This is a genomic window from Terriglobia bacterium, assembly GCA_020072645.1.
Taxonomy (GTDB): Bacteria; Acidobacteriota; Terriglobia; order Terriglobales; family Acidobacteriaceae; genus Angelobacter.
Map to the genome: position 1 here is coordinate 31488 of JAIQGK010000001.1, position 17333 is coordinate 48820.

The 17333-nt window shown below is 55.8% G+C and carries 14 protein-coding genes; 8 read left to right on the plus strand and 6 right to left on the minus strand.

Annotated features, from left to right (window positions below; translation table 11 throughout):
* Positions 1–7: 7 nt before the first annotated feature.
* The 4 genes from LAO76_00145 to proB form a co-directional block, all read right to left on the minus strand.
* Positions 8–2863, minus strand: a complete 2856-nt coding sequence (locus LAO76_00145; GenBank protein MBZ5489324.1) for a M48 family metalloprotease — start codon at positions 2861–2863, stop codon at positions 8–10.
* Positions 2864–2960: 97 nt separating this feature from the next.
* A complete protein-coding gene (locus LAO76_00150; protein MBZ5489325.1) occupies positions 2961–3686 on the minus strand; it encodes a DUF1499 domain-containing protein in 726 nt (241 codons plus the stop codon).
* A gap of 71 nt (positions 3687–3757) precedes the next feature.
* On the minus strand, positions 3758–5098 hold the full coding sequence (locus tag LAO76_00155) for a glutamate-5-semialdehyde dehydrogenase (GenBank protein MBZ5489326.1): 1341 nt from the start codon (positions 5096–5098) through the stop codon (positions 3758–3760).
* Complete coding sequence (proB, locus tag LAO76_00160; GenBank protein MBZ5489327.1) at positions 5076–6233, minus strand: glutamate 5-kinase; 1158 nt, start codon at positions 6231–6233, stop codon at positions 5076–5078. The genes LAO76_00155 and proB overlap by 23 nt, the downstream gene beginning before the upstream one ends.
* Before the next feature lie 425 nt (positions 6234–6658).
* Between proB and LAO76_00165 the strand changes: the two genes are divergently transcribed.
* The 5 genes from LAO76_00165 to LAO76_00185 all read left to right on the plus strand — a co-directional run bounded on the left by LAO76_00165 (position 6659) and on the right by LAO76_00185 (position 11129).
* Positions 6659–6889, plus strand: a complete 231-nt coding sequence (locus LAO76_00165; GenBank protein ID MBZ5489328.1) for a DUF433 domain-containing protein — start codon at positions 6659–6661, stop codon at positions 6887–6889.
* Entirely contained in the window at positions 6889–7209 is a 321-nt protein-coding gene (locus LAO76_00170) for a hypothetical protein (GenBank protein ID MBZ5489329.1), read from the plus strand. The genes LAO76_00165 and LAO76_00170 overlap by 1 nt, the downstream gene beginning before the upstream one ends.
* A gap of 232 nt (positions 7210–7441) precedes the next feature.
* Positions 7442–8776, plus strand: a complete 1335-nt coding sequence (locus LAO76_00175; GenBank protein MBZ5489330.1) for an efflux RND transporter periplasmic adaptor subunit — start codon at positions 7442–7444, stop codon at positions 8774–8776.
* A gap of 163 nt (positions 8777–8939) precedes the next feature.
* Positions 8940–9704 (plus strand): ABC transporter ATP-binding protein, encoded by a 765-nt coding sequence (locus LAO76_00180; protein MBZ5489331.1) that lies wholly within the window; start codon positions 8940–8942, stop codon positions 9702–9704.
* A 207-nt stretch (positions 9705–9911) separates the two neighbouring features.
* Positions 9912–11129 carry an ABC transporter permease gene (locus LAO76_00185; protein ID MBZ5489332.1) on the plus strand — a complete coding sequence of 406 codons (1218 nt, stop codon included), beginning with the start codon at positions 9912–9914 and terminating at the stop codon, positions 11127–11129.
* Positions 11130–11258: 129 nt separating this feature from the next.
* Here the strand turns inward: LAO76_00185 and LAO76_00190 are convergent, their stop codons facing one another.
* Positions 11259–11513 (minus strand): hypothetical protein, encoded by a 255-nt coding sequence (locus tag LAO76_00190; GenBank protein MBZ5489333.1) that lies wholly within the window; start codon positions 11511–11513, stop codon positions 11259–11261.
* Positions 11514–11781: 268 nt separating this feature from the next.
* Between LAO76_00190 and LAO76_00195 the strand changes: the two genes are divergently transcribed.
* Positions 11782–12123, plus strand: coding sequence for a hypothetical protein (locus tag LAO76_00195; GenBank protein ID MBZ5489334.1), 342 nt, complete (start codon positions 11782–11784; stop codon positions 12121–12123).
* Positions 12124–12409: 286 nt separating this feature from the next.
* On the plus strand, positions 12410–13447 hold the full coding sequence (locus LAO76_00200; GenBank protein ID MBZ5489335.1) for a hypothetical protein: 1038 nt from the start codon (positions 12410–12412) through the stop codon (positions 13445–13447).
* Positions 13448–13513: 66 nt separating this feature from the next.
* On the opposite strand, the gene LAO76_00205 is transcribed toward LAO76_00200, so the two are convergent.
* Complete coding sequence (locus LAO76_00205) at positions 13514–14971, minus strand: hypothetical protein (protein MBZ5489336.1); 1458 nt, start codon at positions 14969–14971, stop codon at positions 13514–13516.
* Between the two features lie 398 nt (positions 14972–15369).
* On the opposite strand from LAO76_00205, the gene LAO76_00210 reads away from it, so the two are divergent.
* Positions 15370–17325, plus strand: a complete 1956-nt coding sequence (locus tag LAO76_00210; GenBank protein MBZ5489337.1) for a peptidyl-prolyl cis-trans isomerase — start codon at positions 15370–15372, stop codon at positions 17323–17325.
* Positions 17326–17333 lie beyond the last annotated feature (8 nt).

A 17333-nucleotide genomic window follows, 5' to 3' on the forward strand; every position in this document is an offset into this window, starting at 1 on the left:
CCGCAATTTACCGATCGTTTCGGGCCACCGTGCTCGCCGGAACCTTGATTTCATAGATCGTCTGGTCCGCCGCCAAAACCATGAGCCTGCCGGAAGCAACAAACTCTGCATGCGTGATCCGTGAAGGGAACGTGTATTTCTCCAGAGACTGCAAGGTGGAAGTGCTGTAAAGCTCGGCAATGCCGGCTTCATTTTCAATCAACATCTGATCGCCTTCGGCTGAGAGGGCGCGGAACCTGCCAACAAGCTTGCCTTTTTGCTGGCCTGAGCTGAGCGAATACACCAGGGTGCGATTGTGTGTGTCATAAAGCAGCACAGTATCGCCGGCCGTAATGGCGCCATTGCCGAAGAAGGAATAGTTTGCGGTATCCACAAAGATGCTGCCGCGCGTCTTGCCTGTCAGCGGATCAAGCACCTCGATGAGGATGGCGTCATCTTTATTGGGAAGCGCGGCATATTTTTGTTTGAGTTCAGGATCAAGTTTGACCTCGTCCTTTGCGGACGTCAGGAACTGAAATACAGCGGTCAGGGATTTTCCTGAGCGCGAATAGGTCATGTTGGGCAGGAAGCCGGGAAAGTCCCGTGACCAGCGCACCTGGTTGTTGCGCGCATCGTGGGCCGTGATGGTGGTTCGCCCCTTCACGGGAGGCATGGCGGAAAAAACCATGTCGCCCGCCTGCCAGACTCGTTCGCGTTCCTCATCTTTTTTCTTTGTCGCGGGAGCCTCATTGCCAATATCGAAAAGCTCTGTTTGCGTTTTTGCGACTGGATCCAGACTCATCATCTTTGGTCTTGTTTCCAGTTTGGAGAAAGTGGCCAGGATTTTACCGTCGTCGAAGTAACCACCGGCAAATGTGCCGGTATCAAGAACGCGCTCGCCTGTCTCCACGTTCCAGATCCCACCGCTGGTCTCGCCGGCCGCGGCCAGCCACTTGCCATCGGGAGAAAAACCGGAAGCGCGCAGCGACGGAAGGTAACTAAGCGGCAACTGCGTTCCGGCAAGCTGCTTCTGGCCGGCCAGACTGAAAAGGGCGATCCTGCCGCCCAGTTGTTCCCCGGCTATCAGATCGCCGTAGATCGCCATTCCCGGACTCTTATATCCGGTTGCCAATTTTTTCTTCTCCAGGTCAATCGCGGCGATCGGATGCATGGCTGCGGGCGTCACCAGGATGTAGTTGCCTTTGGCTGGCGCAATCAGCCTCCCATTCAGCTTGAAGCCGTTGATTTCCAGCGGAAACTCCTGGACCAGGTCGCCGGACGGGAAGTGCACGAGTTGCGAGCGCGAGGGGTTCTGAAAATTGTAAGCGGCAAGATCGTTGTTTGTAGTAAACGTGAAGTTTGAAGTGGCCATCTGTTTGATGCGCCCGGGAAGGCCTACTTCATGCCGACCTTCCATGTCGTACCCAATTGCGCCGTCCGCGGTGCCGGCAAGCAAATAATGGCTGTCTGGCGAGAACTGCAGGCGAATGTTGGGCGGACGCCGAAATTGCGTGAGCTGGCTCTGGTCAACAAACATGAAACTGAAGACTTGTACCGGCCAGTTCATTCCTTTGGTAAAAAGCGTATTGCCGCTGTTCACATCCACCAGGTCCAGTTCCAGATCGTCTTTGCGGCGCCGCATGCAGGCAAGGAACGCGCCATTGCTGGAGACGGCATAATTAAGACAGCGACCGGGCAGGACAACGGCGTTAATGGATGTCCGTTGCCTGCTGCCGATGTCCCACTTCTGCACGCGCAATTCATCGTCGGCGACCACCACTGACTGTGAGTCCGGACTGAATTGCGCCCACTGCGCATTCAGCGCGTCGATGCGGAAAAGAGTGGTGAGCGGCTCACGTGACAACACAAAGACGCTGCTCTCATCCTGCGCCAGAAGGTAGCGGCCATCCGGACTGAATTGCAGGTATTCTAGGCTGCCTCGCAGTGGCGGCCTGAGCGCGATCTTGCTGATCACGCCTCCAACATGTTCGTGGGCAGTAGCGCGTCCGGCGCCGATGACCGCCTTGCGCCAATCCTGAAAGCGGACGTCAGAGTTGCTGGCCAGCGAGGATACGCATTCAGAAGGCAGCGGCGTGGCCTTGTTGATCAGCAGCCGCACGCGTTTCATGTTGGGGTCAGTGGTGCCAAAGAAATCGGTGAGAAAGTTTCCGGTCTTGCCCTTGTTCTCCGTAAGGCGATCAAAAAAGTCAGCCAGATGAGCGGGCTTATAGCCGGCGCGCATCATGGCGTAAAGGCCGATGCGATCCGCTATCTGCTGCTCATCTTCTTCACGGTTGAAGGCACCGAATGACGCGCGCTTTTTGGCCCAGATATCCTGGAGCTGGTTCCACTTCTGAAAAATATCATTGCGATCGCCCACCTGGGACACGTTCAGGGCTTTGCGAAACATGCGCGTTACGTCAATCGCTACCTGGTGTGTAACCACATGGCCAATCTCATGACCCAGCAAGCCGGCCAGTTCGTCTTCATTCTGCAGAAAGGCGATGAGCTGGCGTGTGACATAAATCTTGCTGCCGCCCAGTGAGAAGGCGTTATTGATGGGATAGTCGATGATGTAAAACTCATAATGCCGGCTGGTTGGAGGAAGCTGCGCCAACATGCGGTCGCCCATTTTTTGCAGGTAGTCGCGCTCCGGGTCTTCCACCACGTTGTATTGCTTGAGCACCTGCTCGTCTAGAATCTGGCCAAGCCATATCTCCTGCTGCTCATTAAAAAAGTTGGGCTCATTTACTACCTTGGAAAATGAAGGGACGGCGCACGGGCCGGATTGTGCCGCGCTCGCGGCAGGCTGCTGTCCCAAGGCAGAGATTGCACAGAAAAGCGCCAGAATAGTTTTTACAAAGAGCTTCCTAAGGCTGGGCATAGTTTGTCCTTCGCAAGAGTAGCTGGTGAATGCCCAGAGTCTAGCGAATTTGTCCAGCAAGGTCTATAAGTGAAGATAAATAACTTCGCGAGCAGCTTTATCCAGCTTTTACTTTAGCCAGATATTCGCGCACGCGCTTGGCATTAGCGCCGACATCGCTCTGGCCGATGCGCGAAAGCGAGCGGACATCAATGCGGCTGCCGCTTCCATCGGCGGTAACGCGGACCACGACGTCATCCTTGAAGCCGAACCAAAAAGTAGTTGCTGTGGCTTCAATCCGGCCTTGCGCGGGATCGGTGATGATCACGTCCCACTTCATTTCTTTGGCCGCGGCTGCGGCGCGGTCAAAGGCCTGCGCGGGAGGCACGTCAAGATGCAGGGGGCCGATGTCTGGATAAGTTTCCTTCTGTAACTCCGCCGTCTTGGCGTCATAGTCGGTTGAGTTTTTCGCTTTGGCTGCCGCGCGCAACGGCAACACGGCAATGAATTGCGGCGGATTCTCGCGGTCTGTGCTTACATCGTGAATGGGAGAGTGCCGCGCGGTATTGATGCTTTTGAGCGGCATGCCTGCGGCGATCACGCCCAGAACCAAACCGGCAACTGCCATGCCTTTGCTGCCGGAGCGCACCAGACCAATGAGAGAAAGCAGTACGGCAATCACGCCGAGAAACAACGCAGCGGGAATGACGATGCGCAAGGCCGTGCCCAAATCCAGCAAGTGTCCACGGTAGAGAGGGCCGTCAATTATCAAGAGTACGCAGCCCAAAAGGCCACTCCAGAAACCTATGACTGCAAGGAAAGATACAGTGCCAGAGTTTTGCATGGAACTCTCCTTAGAATTTCGACCTTCTACTATAGTTGAATTGCTGGAAGAAAGTATGGTTTGGCGCTGGCTTAGCGCCGCCGATGCTTAAACGTACGCTTGCCCTGAGCGTAGTCGGTTACGGTCTGGCCGCTGCCGTGCAGTTTGTATTTGTAAGTAAGCAGCCCTTCCAGGCCCACTGGCCCGCGGGCATGAAGCTTGCTGTTGCTGATCCCCAGCTCTGCGCCCAGGCCAAAGCGGAAGCCATCGGCAAAGCGGGTAGAGGCGTTGTGGAAGACGCTGGCGGCATCCACTTCATCCATGAATAGATCGGCAGCGCGATCGTCATGAGTAAGGATGCTTTCTGTGTGGCGCGAGCCGTAATGGTTGATGTGCTCGATGGCCTCGACTATATCGCTTACGATTTTTACAGTGATTTTGAGATCGCCATACTCGGTGTGCCAGTCTTGCTCTGTGGCAGGAATGATTTGGCTGTTCGGCAACATCTTGATTGTGCGAGAGCAGCCGCGGACTTCGACCCCCGCTGATTGCAACGCGCCGACGAGTGCCGGGAGAAATTCCTGGGCGACTGATTGATGGACCAACACTTTTTCCACTGAATTGCAGGCTGCAGGATATTGAACTTTGGCGTCGACAATGACGTCCTTCGCGATTTTCAAATCGGCGGCGGAATCAACGTAGATGTGGCAGATGCCGCTGCCGTGGCCGAGAACCGGGATTCGGCTGTGTTTAAAAACGTAATTCACAAACTCCGTCGATCCGCGCGGGACAACCAGATCAATGTCGCGGTCCATTTCCAGGATCCTTGCCACATCAGCACGGTCTGTAAGAGCACAAATAGCCGCGCACAGCGAAGGGCTGACAGCAGCGAGCGCTTCATGCCAGATGGAAACCAGGACGCGATTGGTCTGCAGCGCTTCAGCGCCGCCTTTTAGTACCAGACCATTGCCGGTCTTGATGGCAAGCGAGCCGACTTGCGGCACCACGTCCGGGCGCGATTCAAATATGACAGCCACAACGCCAAGAGCGCAGGAAACTTTTTGCAATGTGAGACCGTCGTCGAGTTCGGTGGTGGCGAGTACCCGGCCCAGAGGGTCTTCCAGTTTGGCGACATCGCGAACCTGCTTTGCCATGTCCCTGATGCCGGCAGAGGATGTCTTGAGCCGCTTCAGCAGCGCGGCGGAAGCTATGCCTTTGTGAACTTCGCGAGCTTCTTGTTCCAGAGATTCGCAGTCTTGCAGATTCGCCTTGAGAATCTCAGCTTCATGTTGTTCCAGAAGATCGGCGGCGACAAGCAGGATCTGGTTGCGCTGATCAGCGGAAAGGCGAGCCAGTTCGCGCGCAGCCCGGCGCGCGGCCTGCACCTGCGCGGCAATGGATTCCGAATGTTTAGACTCCGCTGCGCTGGACATTTGTTTCCTTGGTTGAGAGGATCAGAAAATTTTCGCGGCGCACCAGCACGCCGCGCTTGCTTTGTTCAGACGAAAGCAATGTTTGAAGCTGCTGGCTGCCGAGTTCGGCAATCCCTTTCCCGATGATATTCCCTTCAGAGTCGAGTACGGCGATCACCTGTCCGGCAGATAATTCGCCTTGACACGCAGTAACTCCGGAGATCAATAAACTGGCCTGCCTGTGCAGAAGGGCTTTTGCCGCATTGGCATTGATGGTGGCTTGCCCACGGACAGTGGTGGCAAACGCCAGCCACCGCCGCTTCCCCGCCATGCGCGATCCGGGCAGAAAAAGCGTGCCCACTTCTTCACCTTGAAATACTCGTTCGAGAATGCCGGGAGTTTTTCCGTTGGCGATTACCACCATCCCTCCGGACTGCATGGCGATTTCAGCGGCGTCCAGTTTGGCGGTCATGCCCCCGCGTCCGGTGGTTGATGTGCCGCGAGCGGAGTCGCGAATTGCGGCGGTAACTTCAGTGACCATGGTTACAACTGTGGCATTCGCCAGATCCCCGTTTGGGCTGTAAAGCAGTCCATCAACGTTGGAAAGCAGGACCAGAGCGTCAGCATCGAGTTTGCTGAGGACGAGAGCGGCGAGGCGGTCATTATCGCGAAAGACCGGCGCCTGCTCGGTGTAAATATTGGTGACGGTATCGTTCTCATTCACGATTGGCACCGCGCCGAGCTTCAGCAGACGCTCAAAAGTCTGGCGCAGGATGCTGTAGCGCTTGAGATCGCTGAAGTCATCTTCTGTTACCAGCACCTGCGCGACTTTCACGCCGTGCGGACGAAAGGATTCAGCGTAAGCCTGCATAAGCCTGCACTGGCCCACGGCGGCGCAAGCGCGGGTGACGCTGGCATCTTTGAGCCGACTGCGATGGATTCCCAACTCCGCCGCGCCCAGTGTTACAGCGCCGGAACTGACCAGCACTACCTGGCGGCCTTCTTTGGCTAGCCGGGCGATGCTGTTGGCAAGTGCGGCGATTTGCAGCGGATCAAATTCGTTCGTGCTGTTGCACACCACGCCGGTGCCGACTTTGATTACAAGGCGGCGGGCATTCACCAGCAGTGCGCGGTGATTGATCGATCCGTCGTTCATTTTTGTCGCTTTGCTCCAAACCGCCGGGGAGTCTCGCTTATCCTCTGCATCTTCATTCCTCACTGAATCACGCCGCTCGGCGTGGGTTGCCCCGCGGCTTGGTGCTTGTCGCTGTGTCCCCGAACGACCGGGCGAATCTCTCTTAACAAAAAAACCCACTGCTTGTTGGCAGCGGGGAGGCGTTGTTTGATTGCTTAAAAACTTTCTTAACTCATAGCCCCCAGCCGCCTGTGTGCCTACGCGGGCACGGTGGACAACAACACGGCATGGGAGAGCCAGAGGAGGCCATCACGAGCGAACTATAACCCGCAAAGATGCGCATGGCAAGCTGATTAGGAAGATTAATGTAGAGAAATCTGCACCCTTTTTCCGCTTTTGAAATCGAAAATTAACTAGAATTACACTAAGGTCATCGGAGCAATTCTATGGCACTCGATTGGTCACAATGTCCGGCGGTGGAAAGTGTCCCCGGTAAGGTAAGTGGGGCATGGGTTTTTCGCGGCACACGCATGCCGGTGGCGACGGTCTTTGAGAACCTTGAAGCCTGTGCCTCGATTGACGAAATCATGGAATGGTTTGATTTGACCCGGGAACAGATCACCGACGCCTTGAATTTTGCCGCACGGAGCCTTGAGGTTTCAGGTTCTTCCCGCTGATGCTCCTCCTCTTTGATCATGGGACACCCGCTCCGTTAGCATCCTTTCTCACACAGCACACGGTCAGAAAAACGAAAGACCTGGGAAGGGATACTCATGGTGAGCTCTTAAAGGTAGCCGAGGAAGCCGGATTTGAGCTGCTGCTTACAACAGATAAAAACATTCGTCATCAACAAAATCTTACTGGACGCAAGATTGCGATTTTGGTGTTGGCCAATCCTCGATGGCCTGTGGTGCGTCGTTATGTTCAGCGTGTTGTAAGCGCCGTGAACGCCGTCAGAGCGGGAACCTACACGGAAGTTGAGATACCGGGAAAATAGCAGAATTTCTTTCTCAATAGACTGCTATTCATCTGAAACCCCCCTTGTTTCGAAACAGAGCTTCTAGCTTCCCCAACCGTAAAGTTCCGTTAACCCTCCGTGCCAATTCATTAGCCTTGCGAATTAACCATCCTGACAATTATTAACCCCTGCCTTACCCAGTGTTTACGCCGAGGCGCGCGGATTCGGGTCTAATCCTACAGAGGCTGGGAACGCGGCCTGGGGGTTGGAAATGAAATTCTTAAAAAGTAAATGGACGATCATTGGCGTGCTTCTGGCGGCCATTGGGCTGCTGACGGCTTTTAAGTATGAGAGCAAGAATACGCCGCAATATTTCACTGAGAAGGTGCAAAAGGGCGACATACAGAACGTTGTCCAGGCCACGGGCACCATTAACGCGGTGACCACGGTGCAGGTGGGTTCCCAGGTGTCTGGAACCATCCAGACGCTGGCAGCGGATTTCAACTCGCACGTGAAGAAGAACCAGGTGATCGCGCAGATTGATCCGTCACTGTTTCAGGGAGCGCTGTTGCAGGCGAAGGCTGACCTGGCTGACGCGCAAGCGAACCTGATTGCGGCCAAGGCGAACCTGGACAAGGCGCAAGCGACGGCGGCGCAGGCGAAGCTGGATTTCAATCGCTATACCTCGCTGGCGCAGGAAGGCGTGGTGCCGACGCAGCAACTGGATACGGCGCGCGCAGCTTCACAGAGCGCGGATGCCGCAGTCGGCGCGGCCAAGGCGCAGGTAACGCAGGCAGCAGCGCAGGCGCAGCAGAAATCCGCCGCTGTGACGGTAGCGCAGACCAATCTTGATCACTCCACCATACGCTCTCCTATTGACGGCACGGTGATTGCTCGCAGCGTTGATGTGGGCCAGACGGTGGCTGCTTCATTGCAGGCGCCTACGCTGTTCACCATCGCGCAGGACCTGACCAAGATGCAGGTTTACGTGAGCACCGATGAGAGCGATGTGGGCACGATCCACGCCGGACAGGAAGTGAATTTTAAGGTGGATGCGTTTCCCAAAGATACGTTTAAAGGAAAAGTTTCCGCGGTGCGGCTGAACGCCACGACAGTGCAGAACGTAGTGACCTATACGACAATCGTGGATTTTGATAACCCGGAGATGAAGCTGTTCCCCGGCATGACGGCCTATGTCACGGTCCCGGTGGCTACGGCGGCTGACGTGGTGAAGGTCCCGAACGGAGCGCTGCGTTTTACTCCGGACTTAACGGCAGATCAGATCAGCGCTTTGTACCAGAAGGCTGGCATTGCTGCGAGCGGCGCTGGACGCAAAGGCGGCAAGGGATCGCAGCAGGCGTCTGGACAGCAGACGAGTACCGCGATCGTTTGGAAGCTGAATGCGGACAAGTCCGTTGAGCCAGTGCAGATCAAGCTGGGCATCACCGACCACACCACGACGGAAGTAGCACAGGTGATGAAGGGATCATTGAATCCCCAAGACCAGGTAGTTACGGGTTCAGCGGCGGCCAACAAGACTGCTGCTGCGACTTCGGCGGCGCCGGGAATGGGCGCGGCGCGTGGCGGCGGAAGAGGCGGCCGGTAAACCTACCACCGAGGCACGGAGACACGGAGAAAACGATTTACCGCAAAGGTCGGCTAAGGACGCAAAGGAAGAGAACGACCTTTGCGAGTAGATCTGGCAAGAGAGAGTAATAGGAGAGGGCTTTATGGCAACGCTGGCAGAAGTCGAATTGAAAAATGAAGTAATGAAGCAGGAACATCCAGTCACGGGCAATCCGGTAATCCAGGTGCAGGACGTGCACAAGTTTTACGACCTGGGCGAGACCAAGGTGCATGCGCTGCGCGGCGTGGACATGACGATTGAGCCGGGAGAGTTTGTGGCGATCATGGGATCGAGCGGCAGCGGCAAATCGACGTTCATGAATATGTTGGGATGTCTGGACAAGCCAAGTAGCGGCAACTATGTGCTGGAAGGAACGAACGTTTCCAGCCTGGACAAGAAGCAGCTGGCGGCGATCCGGAACCGGAAGCTGGGATTCGTGTTTCAGGGGTTCAATCTGCTCTCACGTACTACGGCGCTGGAAAACGTTGAGCTGCCCACACTGTATGCGCAGATGGCGAAAGAGCAACGCCAGGCGCGAGCGAAAGAAGTGCTGGAACTGGTTGGCTTGGGCGAGAGGATGGACCATTTCCCATCGCAGCTTTCCGGCGGACAGCAGCAGCGCGTGGCCATTGCACGGGCTCTGGTAAACAAACCGGCGATCCTGCTGGCCGATGAGCCCACGGGAAACCTGGACAGCAGAACGTCCGTGGAGATCATGCAGATCTTTCAGGACCTGAATGACAGTGGGCTCACGATTGTGCTGGTGACGCACGAGCCGGATATCGCGCAGTTTGCGAAGCGGACAGTGGTGTTCCGCGACGGCAAGATACGGCATGACGATCCGGTACGCAATCGGCCGCGCGCGGCAGAGGTGCTGAAGAGCTTGCCGACGGTGGACGAGGATTAGAAGATCGGGTGATCGCGCGTGATCCGGTGATCGGAAAATCAAAACCTACCACGGAGGCACGGAGACACGGAGAAAAGCAAGATCGGGAAAAACAATTAACCACAAAGGACACTGAGGAACACAGAGGAGATTAGGTCAAAGAGAAACGACAGATCACGGCGATGGCGGCGATGACATGCGATCTCGGCGATACAAACGGGGGGTTATATGGATTTCATAGCGATTTTAAAAATAGCGGTTCGAGCGTTGACGAGGAACAAGATGCGTTCGCTGCTCACGATGCTGGGAATTGTGATCGGCGTGGGAGCTGTGATCGCCACGGTGGGACTGGGGCAGGGCGCGCAACAACAGGTGCAGAACCAGATTGCGTCGATGGGAACGGACCTGCTGTATATCAGTTCCGGCAGCGTGAACAAAGGCGGCATACGGCTGGGCGGCGGCGCGACGAAGACGCTCGTCTATGACGACATGAAGGCGATTCAGCAGCAGGTCCCGACGATCGCGCAGGTTGCGCCGGGCGCAGGCGCGAGCGCGCTGGTAGTCGCAGACAATCAGAACTGGAGCACGCGGATTACTGGGACGGAGCCGCAATATTTTGATATCCGCAATTGGGACTTTGCCAAGGGCGCGAATTTTACGCAGGATGACGTGACGCGCGCGAGCAACGTGGTTGTGCTGGGCGCGACGGTGCAACAGAATCTGTTTGGGAACAGCGATCCCACGGGCCAGACGGTCCGCATTGGCAATCTGCCATTTCAGGTGGTCGGCGTATTGCAGGCCAAAGGGCAGTCCGGCATGGGACAGGACCAGGATGACGGAGTGTTTGTGCCCATCACTACGCTGCAAAAGAAGATTACCGGGCAGGACTGGCTGCAATACATCATGGCTTCCGCCACGTCGCAGCAAGCCAGTTATGCGGCGCAAGGGCAGATCACGTCATTGCTGCGCGACCGCCATCGCATACGGTTTGGGCAGGATGATGATTTCAGCGTGCGCAACCTGGCAGACGTAGCGCAGTTGGCGGACGAGTCTTCAAAGGTCATGACGCTGTTGTTGGCGTCGATTGCCGGCGTGTCGCTGATTGTCGGCGGAATTGGGATCATGAACATCATGCTGGTTTCAGTGACGGAACGTACGCGGGAAATCGGCATTCGCATTGCGATTGGCGCAACCGAATCTGATGTGCTGCGGCAGTTCCTGAGCGAGTCAGTGGTGCTGAGCATGGCCGGAGGAATTCTTGGCATCTTGTTTGGCGTGGCTTCATCCATGACCATCACCAGGGTCCTGGGCTGGAGCATATTGATTTCGCCCGTGGCGGTGGGAGCGGCGGTGGTGTTCTCAACGGCAGTGGGAATCTTCTTTGGGTTTTATCCGGCGCGGAAAGCGGCGATGCTGGATCCAATAGAAGCTTTACGGTTTGAGTAGGACGACCCCCCTTACTCAATAACGAGGTGGCCCGAGCTTGCTGAAAGCCCGGGCCATTTTGTTCGCCTCATCTTTAAACGCCGCGCAGGCCCGCGGGACTCTTGCCAACGCGGCAGATGGCCCTGCGCTTTAGCAGACTTTGTTCATATCGGTCTCAATGCGGATGACTGGAGGCAGATCGAGCTTCTGGGCAAGACTGGTCAACACAGATTCCAACTCGCGCATGGTCTCAAGATCCAGGTCAGCGGGCGCGGTAGCGGCTTCAATGGCGGCCGCCGGATCTTCCACCAGCAAGCAGGCATTTGCCGGGGATTTGCTGATCCACAGGGCCAGCTGGTCACCGCACTGCCTGAGCGCTTGTAACAGCTGTTCGGATTCACTCATCGGGGGAAAATGTGCCAAGGCGCACCTCTCAAACGCTTTTGGATGCTTAGACCCGGGCAACTGTCCCGCCAGAACAAAAATATTTTGCGCTCCGGCAGGAGTTGTCCGACTTACAAAACCCAACAGTTCGTTACATGGGCTTAGAGAATCGTTACAGGGCTTTCAAAACACCCGCGGGCAATCAGTGTTTGTATGGACAGGACGAAAAAGCTAAGACCTGAACCAAGCGGGAAGACGTCGGGCCTGGCGAAAAATCGGAGGAGATACTATGAATCGTTTAAGAATGATGTTAGTTGGGGCGGCACTGATAACCGGCGGTTCGGCTTTGGCATCGGCACAGGTAGTTCAACAGGATGTGGCATTCCGCGACCATGATAGGGATCGAGATCGCGACCGAGACAGGGACAGGGATCGAGATCGCGGATACAACAACTACCGGGTCTATCGCGACCACGATGGGGACCGCGACGACCGCCGGGTCTATCGCGATCGAGATGACCGCAGATATGTGGACCGGGACTGGCGATATGATCGCCGCTATGACGGCTACAATCGGCGCTGGGACGGACGTCGCTGGCTTTATTGGAACGGGTACGGATGGGTTTACTAAAAATTGACGTTAGCTCTTTCTGAGAGCCCAAAGGCGGGACGCGCAGCACAGGCGTTCCGCCTTTTTGTGCGCAATTTGAAAACCGGTAAATATTTCAATCCGGCTTCTTCTTGGAACTTGGGTTCCATTTCTTTGCAAGTGTATTTTTTCCCTGCCTCTTTCCTGATGCTCTATGTCTCTCAAACCTGAGCTGCTGTCTGGGAACATGAATTGCAAGCATTGCACTCCGGCGTGTCAGCGCTTCCTGGCAAAGCCTGCACGACCTATCTGCAAGGAGAACCATTTCATGAGCAAGACCGGCAAGACCCCCATCCAGCTACTTTCATTCACGACTTTACTGGCTTTCATCATCCTGATGTCGGGCCCCTATAGCATGGCGCAGACTGTCACCGTGCAAACTCCGTTTGATACGGAAACCGTTCCCAACCCGGTGCCGATCATCGCCAGCACCGATACAGCAGCATCGCGCATCGAAATCTGGGTCAACGGCTCCAAGGTCGATCAGCAGTCGGGCACCAAATACGTTGGTGCATTGACGCTTGGCACCGGTACTGACCGCTTCGTGGTGATTGCCGCCACCGGCACTAACACCATACTGGCAGAGACTGTGGAATCCATTACCGTTACCGCTTCACCGCACGTTCTAGGCTCGCTCGACGACTCTTTCCCTCCCGATAACCAGGTTAGCGGCAACGGATGCAACAATGGCCTGCCTACGAGCTTCAGCGTGACGCCCTCTACGACCCACACAGTCGACAGCCAGTCGGCCAAGTTTACGGTCGCGCAGAGCGGCGCCGGCATGTACAACTGCGTGTATTGGTTCCTGACGCACACCGCGCCCACGCAGGTGGTGCAGTACGTCAAATACCATTTCAAGATTTATATCCCCAGCGGCCAGCCCAGCGGTGACAGCAAAGAGCCCATTCAAGCCATTGAATTTGAGGTCCAGCAGGACGAGAGCAACACGGTTTATAACTTTGCCTGGCAGGACCAATATCGCGGATGCGGCACGTCTTGCACCTGGAATGTCTACAACATGTCCACACATGCCTGGGAAACCACTGACGTACCTGCCACCGCGTTTACGCATGACACATGGCACGATATCGTCGCGGAATTCCACGTCGATACCGGCGGCACCATCTGGCATGATGCCCTTACCATCGACGGCCAGCGATTTGTTCCAACAATTCACAACTCCCACGCGGCTGTGCCAAAAACCGCCGGTAACACGCTCAACAATGCCTTCCAGCTCGATATGGACCAGTACGATGACTCTTATACAGTCTACGTGGATGCCATGGATGTGACCTACACTCCCTAGCTCCAATAAAAGGCGTAAAAAAGGCGCACTCCGCAAGGAATGCGCCTTTCTTCTCACCAATTCGCGTTACTGATGGCGAATGTCTCCCGCAGCCACCAGCCCGTCAATTTCAATGAAGACGGCGCGGTTGCCATCCACCAAATACGCGATCGTGCTTTGGGGGCCCAAAGGCGTTTGCAGTGACAATGCGAACCGGCCATTGGTATTCGCAACGTAGGTACCGCTCATCGATTGGCCAAAGGTGATGCCGCCGCTGTTATTAATGTCAATAATGCCGCTGACCTTGCTTACGCCGTCGGCAGTAAATTCAGAAATTGAATCCAGCTCTGAGCCGCCGGACGCGCCGGTAAAGTTCATTCCATACGTTCCCTGGAAAGACGCAGCGGTAAATGGCGCGGACTGTTGCTGGAGCACGTCGCCGGACGTCAGAAAGCGGTTATCGATTTCCAGCACAAGCACTCCCCCGCTGGAAGGATAGATGATCAGGGAGAATGTGCCGGCGGTGGTGTTGAGAGTGAGAGTGCCGCGTCCATTGGCCGCCATTGCGTATGTGCCAGTGAGCGGTACCGCTGTGGTGACAGAGCCGCCGTCGTTGAAGTCTTCAATTCCGCTGGTCACGTTGCCTGCGCCGTCAGAGGTCAACACTCCGCCTGCGGCAAACGGGTTGCCGTTGAGCAAATCTGCTCCGGCAATCGTGAACGCAAAAGGCCCGGAAACTGACGCATTGCTGAACGGCCCGGTCTGGCGGAAAGCTTCGCCGCCCAGCGCGGGGAGATTGTTGGTCCCCACAATTTTTAAATGGTTGGCGTCCACCACGTAGTAAGCAAACGTGAGCGCGCCATGGGAGGTATTGAGCGTAGCAGTGCCGCGACCGGTTGAAGCCACGGGGATCGAGCCCGTCATTGGGTCATTGGTTACGATGAGACCGTTGTCATTGGAGTCGTCTAAGCCGGAGGTGAGGGTGCCAGTAGCGTCAGAGGTAAAAACTCCACCTATCGCCAAAGGAACCGCCGCATTAGTGTCGATGCCCGATAATGTGAAAGCGAAAGAGCCGGCCAGCGCAGCGTTGGAAAAGGCAGAAGTCGTCTGCTGGTCAATTGTGCCGCTACCGGTCGCGCGGTTATCAAAGCGGGTGACCAGCGCGTGACCGCCGGCCACAATCACAAAATCCAAAGTGGAATTGCCGGCAGGTGAATTGAGAGTGATGGTGCCCCGTCCGTCCGCCCGCACCAGATAAGTTCCGCTGACAGCGGCATTGGTACTTACGGCCGCGCCGCTGTTGATGTCCTGAGTGCCGGAGGTAATATGGCCGGAGCCATCAGCCACAAAGCTGCCGGCAACGGCCAGGAAGCCTGCAGCGTCAGACCCGGTATAAGAGAAGGCAAAAGGGCCGCTCAGGTTCGCATTCGTAAACCCACCTTGAGGAGGAGGAAACCTGACGCTGCCGCCCCCTCCACATCCTGCAATCGTTGCCAGAGCGATTGCGGCAGCTATAAACAAAGGAAAGCGCTTTTTTACCGGCATTGTTTTCTTACCTCGCGATTATCAAAGAAGTATGACATCAAAAATAAGAGACCGAGCTTGGTTTGTTGATTCAGGCCGCAACCCAAAGAACTCCTCCAACGCTGGAACGTATGAATGTTGCTTTCCAGCGGAAAGATTGGAGAAGTAGCAAACTGTTGTGTTTCTTCGGAACCATACATTTCCATCCGCAAAGATTTTCATTCACAAACTGCGTTCCCTGTAGACCAGTCTCGGAGTCTATATTCGCGCAAAATCTGTATTTTTGGATGATGTCGAAAGGTGGGATGCCGGCGCTGACCCATTAGGCTAGTGGCCATCGGGTAAAGTTTTGTTAAAGGGGCAACCCACTTTATAATAGTCATAGTTGACCTCATCATTTTTCCTGGAGCTTTCCATCCATGATTAAGTTTTTGCAAAGCGGCAACAAAGCCGCCAAATATATCCTTGCCGGATTTCTCTTGATTCTTGCCGCCAGTATGGTGACCTACCTCATTCCCGGATTCATGGGCGATACCACAGCGGGCGAAACTGGAGTGGTGGCGTCCGTGGGCGGCCATGAGATCCACAAGGAAGACGTGGCCCGTGCGGTACAGGCGCAAGTGCGCGGAAACCAAGTCCCAGATTTTTACCTGCCCATCCTGCGGCGAAATGCGGTGGGAGAGCTGATCAAGCAGGCTGAACTTCAGTATGAGAGCGAGCGCTTGGGACTGAGAGTTTCAGACCAGGAGTTCCGCGATGAGTTGCAGTACGGCCCGTACAAGCAGGCTTTCTTTCCCGGCGGGAAGTGGATTGGCGCGGAAAAGTACAAGGAGATGCTGACCCAGGGCGGCACCACGGTAGAAAATTTTGAGCGCGACGTGCGGCTTGACCTGCTGCAGCGGAAATTGGTGAATGTGATCGGCGCCAGCGCCACCGCAACCGACGCGGAAGTGGAGCAGGCTTACAAAGACCAGAACACGAAAGTGAAATTTCAGTACGCCATCATCAAGATGGACGACGTTTCCAAGACCATCAAGCCGACTGACACGGAGTTAAAGGCTTTTTACACCGCGAACCAGGCGCGCTACACAAACTCAGTCCCGGAGAAACGGCAGATCAAGTATTTTGTGCTGACAGACAAGAACTTTGCCGATAAGGTGACCGTCGATCCCACTGAGATACAGCGCGAGTATAGCGCGAACCAGAATGCCTATCGCATTCCGGAACGGGTGAAAGTCCGCCACATCCTTATTGAAATGCCCAAGCCGGGACCTGACGGCAAGGTTGACCCGAAAGCGATGGATGAAGCGCGGGCCAAAGCCCAGGATGTCCTAAAGCAGATCAAGGCTACGGGGGACTGGGACGGTCTGGCAAAGAAATATTCCGGCGATCCCGGCAGCAAAGATAAAGGCGGTGAACTGGGCTGGCTCACCAGAGGCCAGACGGTAGCGGAATTCGACAAAGCGGCATTTGCCCAGAACAAAGGGCAGATCAGCGACCCGGTGCAGACATCTTTCGGGTTTCACATCATCCAGACTGAAGATAAGGAAGATGCGCACCTGAAGCCGCTGGCTGAGGTAAAGCCGGCAATCGAAGAGGCCAAAAAGCAGGAAAAAATCAAGGGCATGATGGCCCAGGCTGCGACGGAGGCGGAATCCATTGCGCAAAAACAGGGGCTGGATAAAGCCGCCAGTAAGTATGGCGTACAGGTCGTCAGCAGCAATCCGATTACCCATAGTGATGCCCTGCCCGGCATTGGCCCTCAACCCCAGTTGATGGACGCGATTTTCGCCGCCAATGAGAAGTCAGGCCCGCAGGTTGGCCAAACACCGCAAAGCACCGTGGTATTTGAAGTCACCAAGATCGAGCCGGCGCGCACGCCTTCATTTGAGGAGATCAAGGACCGCGTGACGACGGAATTCAAGAACCAGCGTGCGGCCGATATCCTGCGGCGCAAGACCCAGGAAATGGCGGACCGCGCACATGCCGAGCATGATCTGGCAAAAGCCGCCAAGGAAGCCGGCGCCACGTTTAAGACCAGCGACCTGGTTTCACGGACGCAGACCGTGCCGGACATTGGCAGCATGTCAGGGGCGGCCAGCGCGGCTTTTACGATGAAGCCGGGCGAAATCAGCGGACCGTTGAATCTGGGGGCAAGCCAGGCCGTGCTGCAGATTGTGGAACGGCAAGAGCCTTCCGCCTCCGATGCCGAGTTTGCCAAGCAACGCGACCAGTTGCGCGAGCGCCTTGCCGGACAAAAGCGGCAGGAAGTACTGGGCCTGTTTGTGAACGATCTCAATACCCGCCTGGAAAAAGAGGGCAAGGTAAAAATCAACAAAACAGAAATGGACAATCTTGCCAAATCTCGCAGCTAAGACTGCAT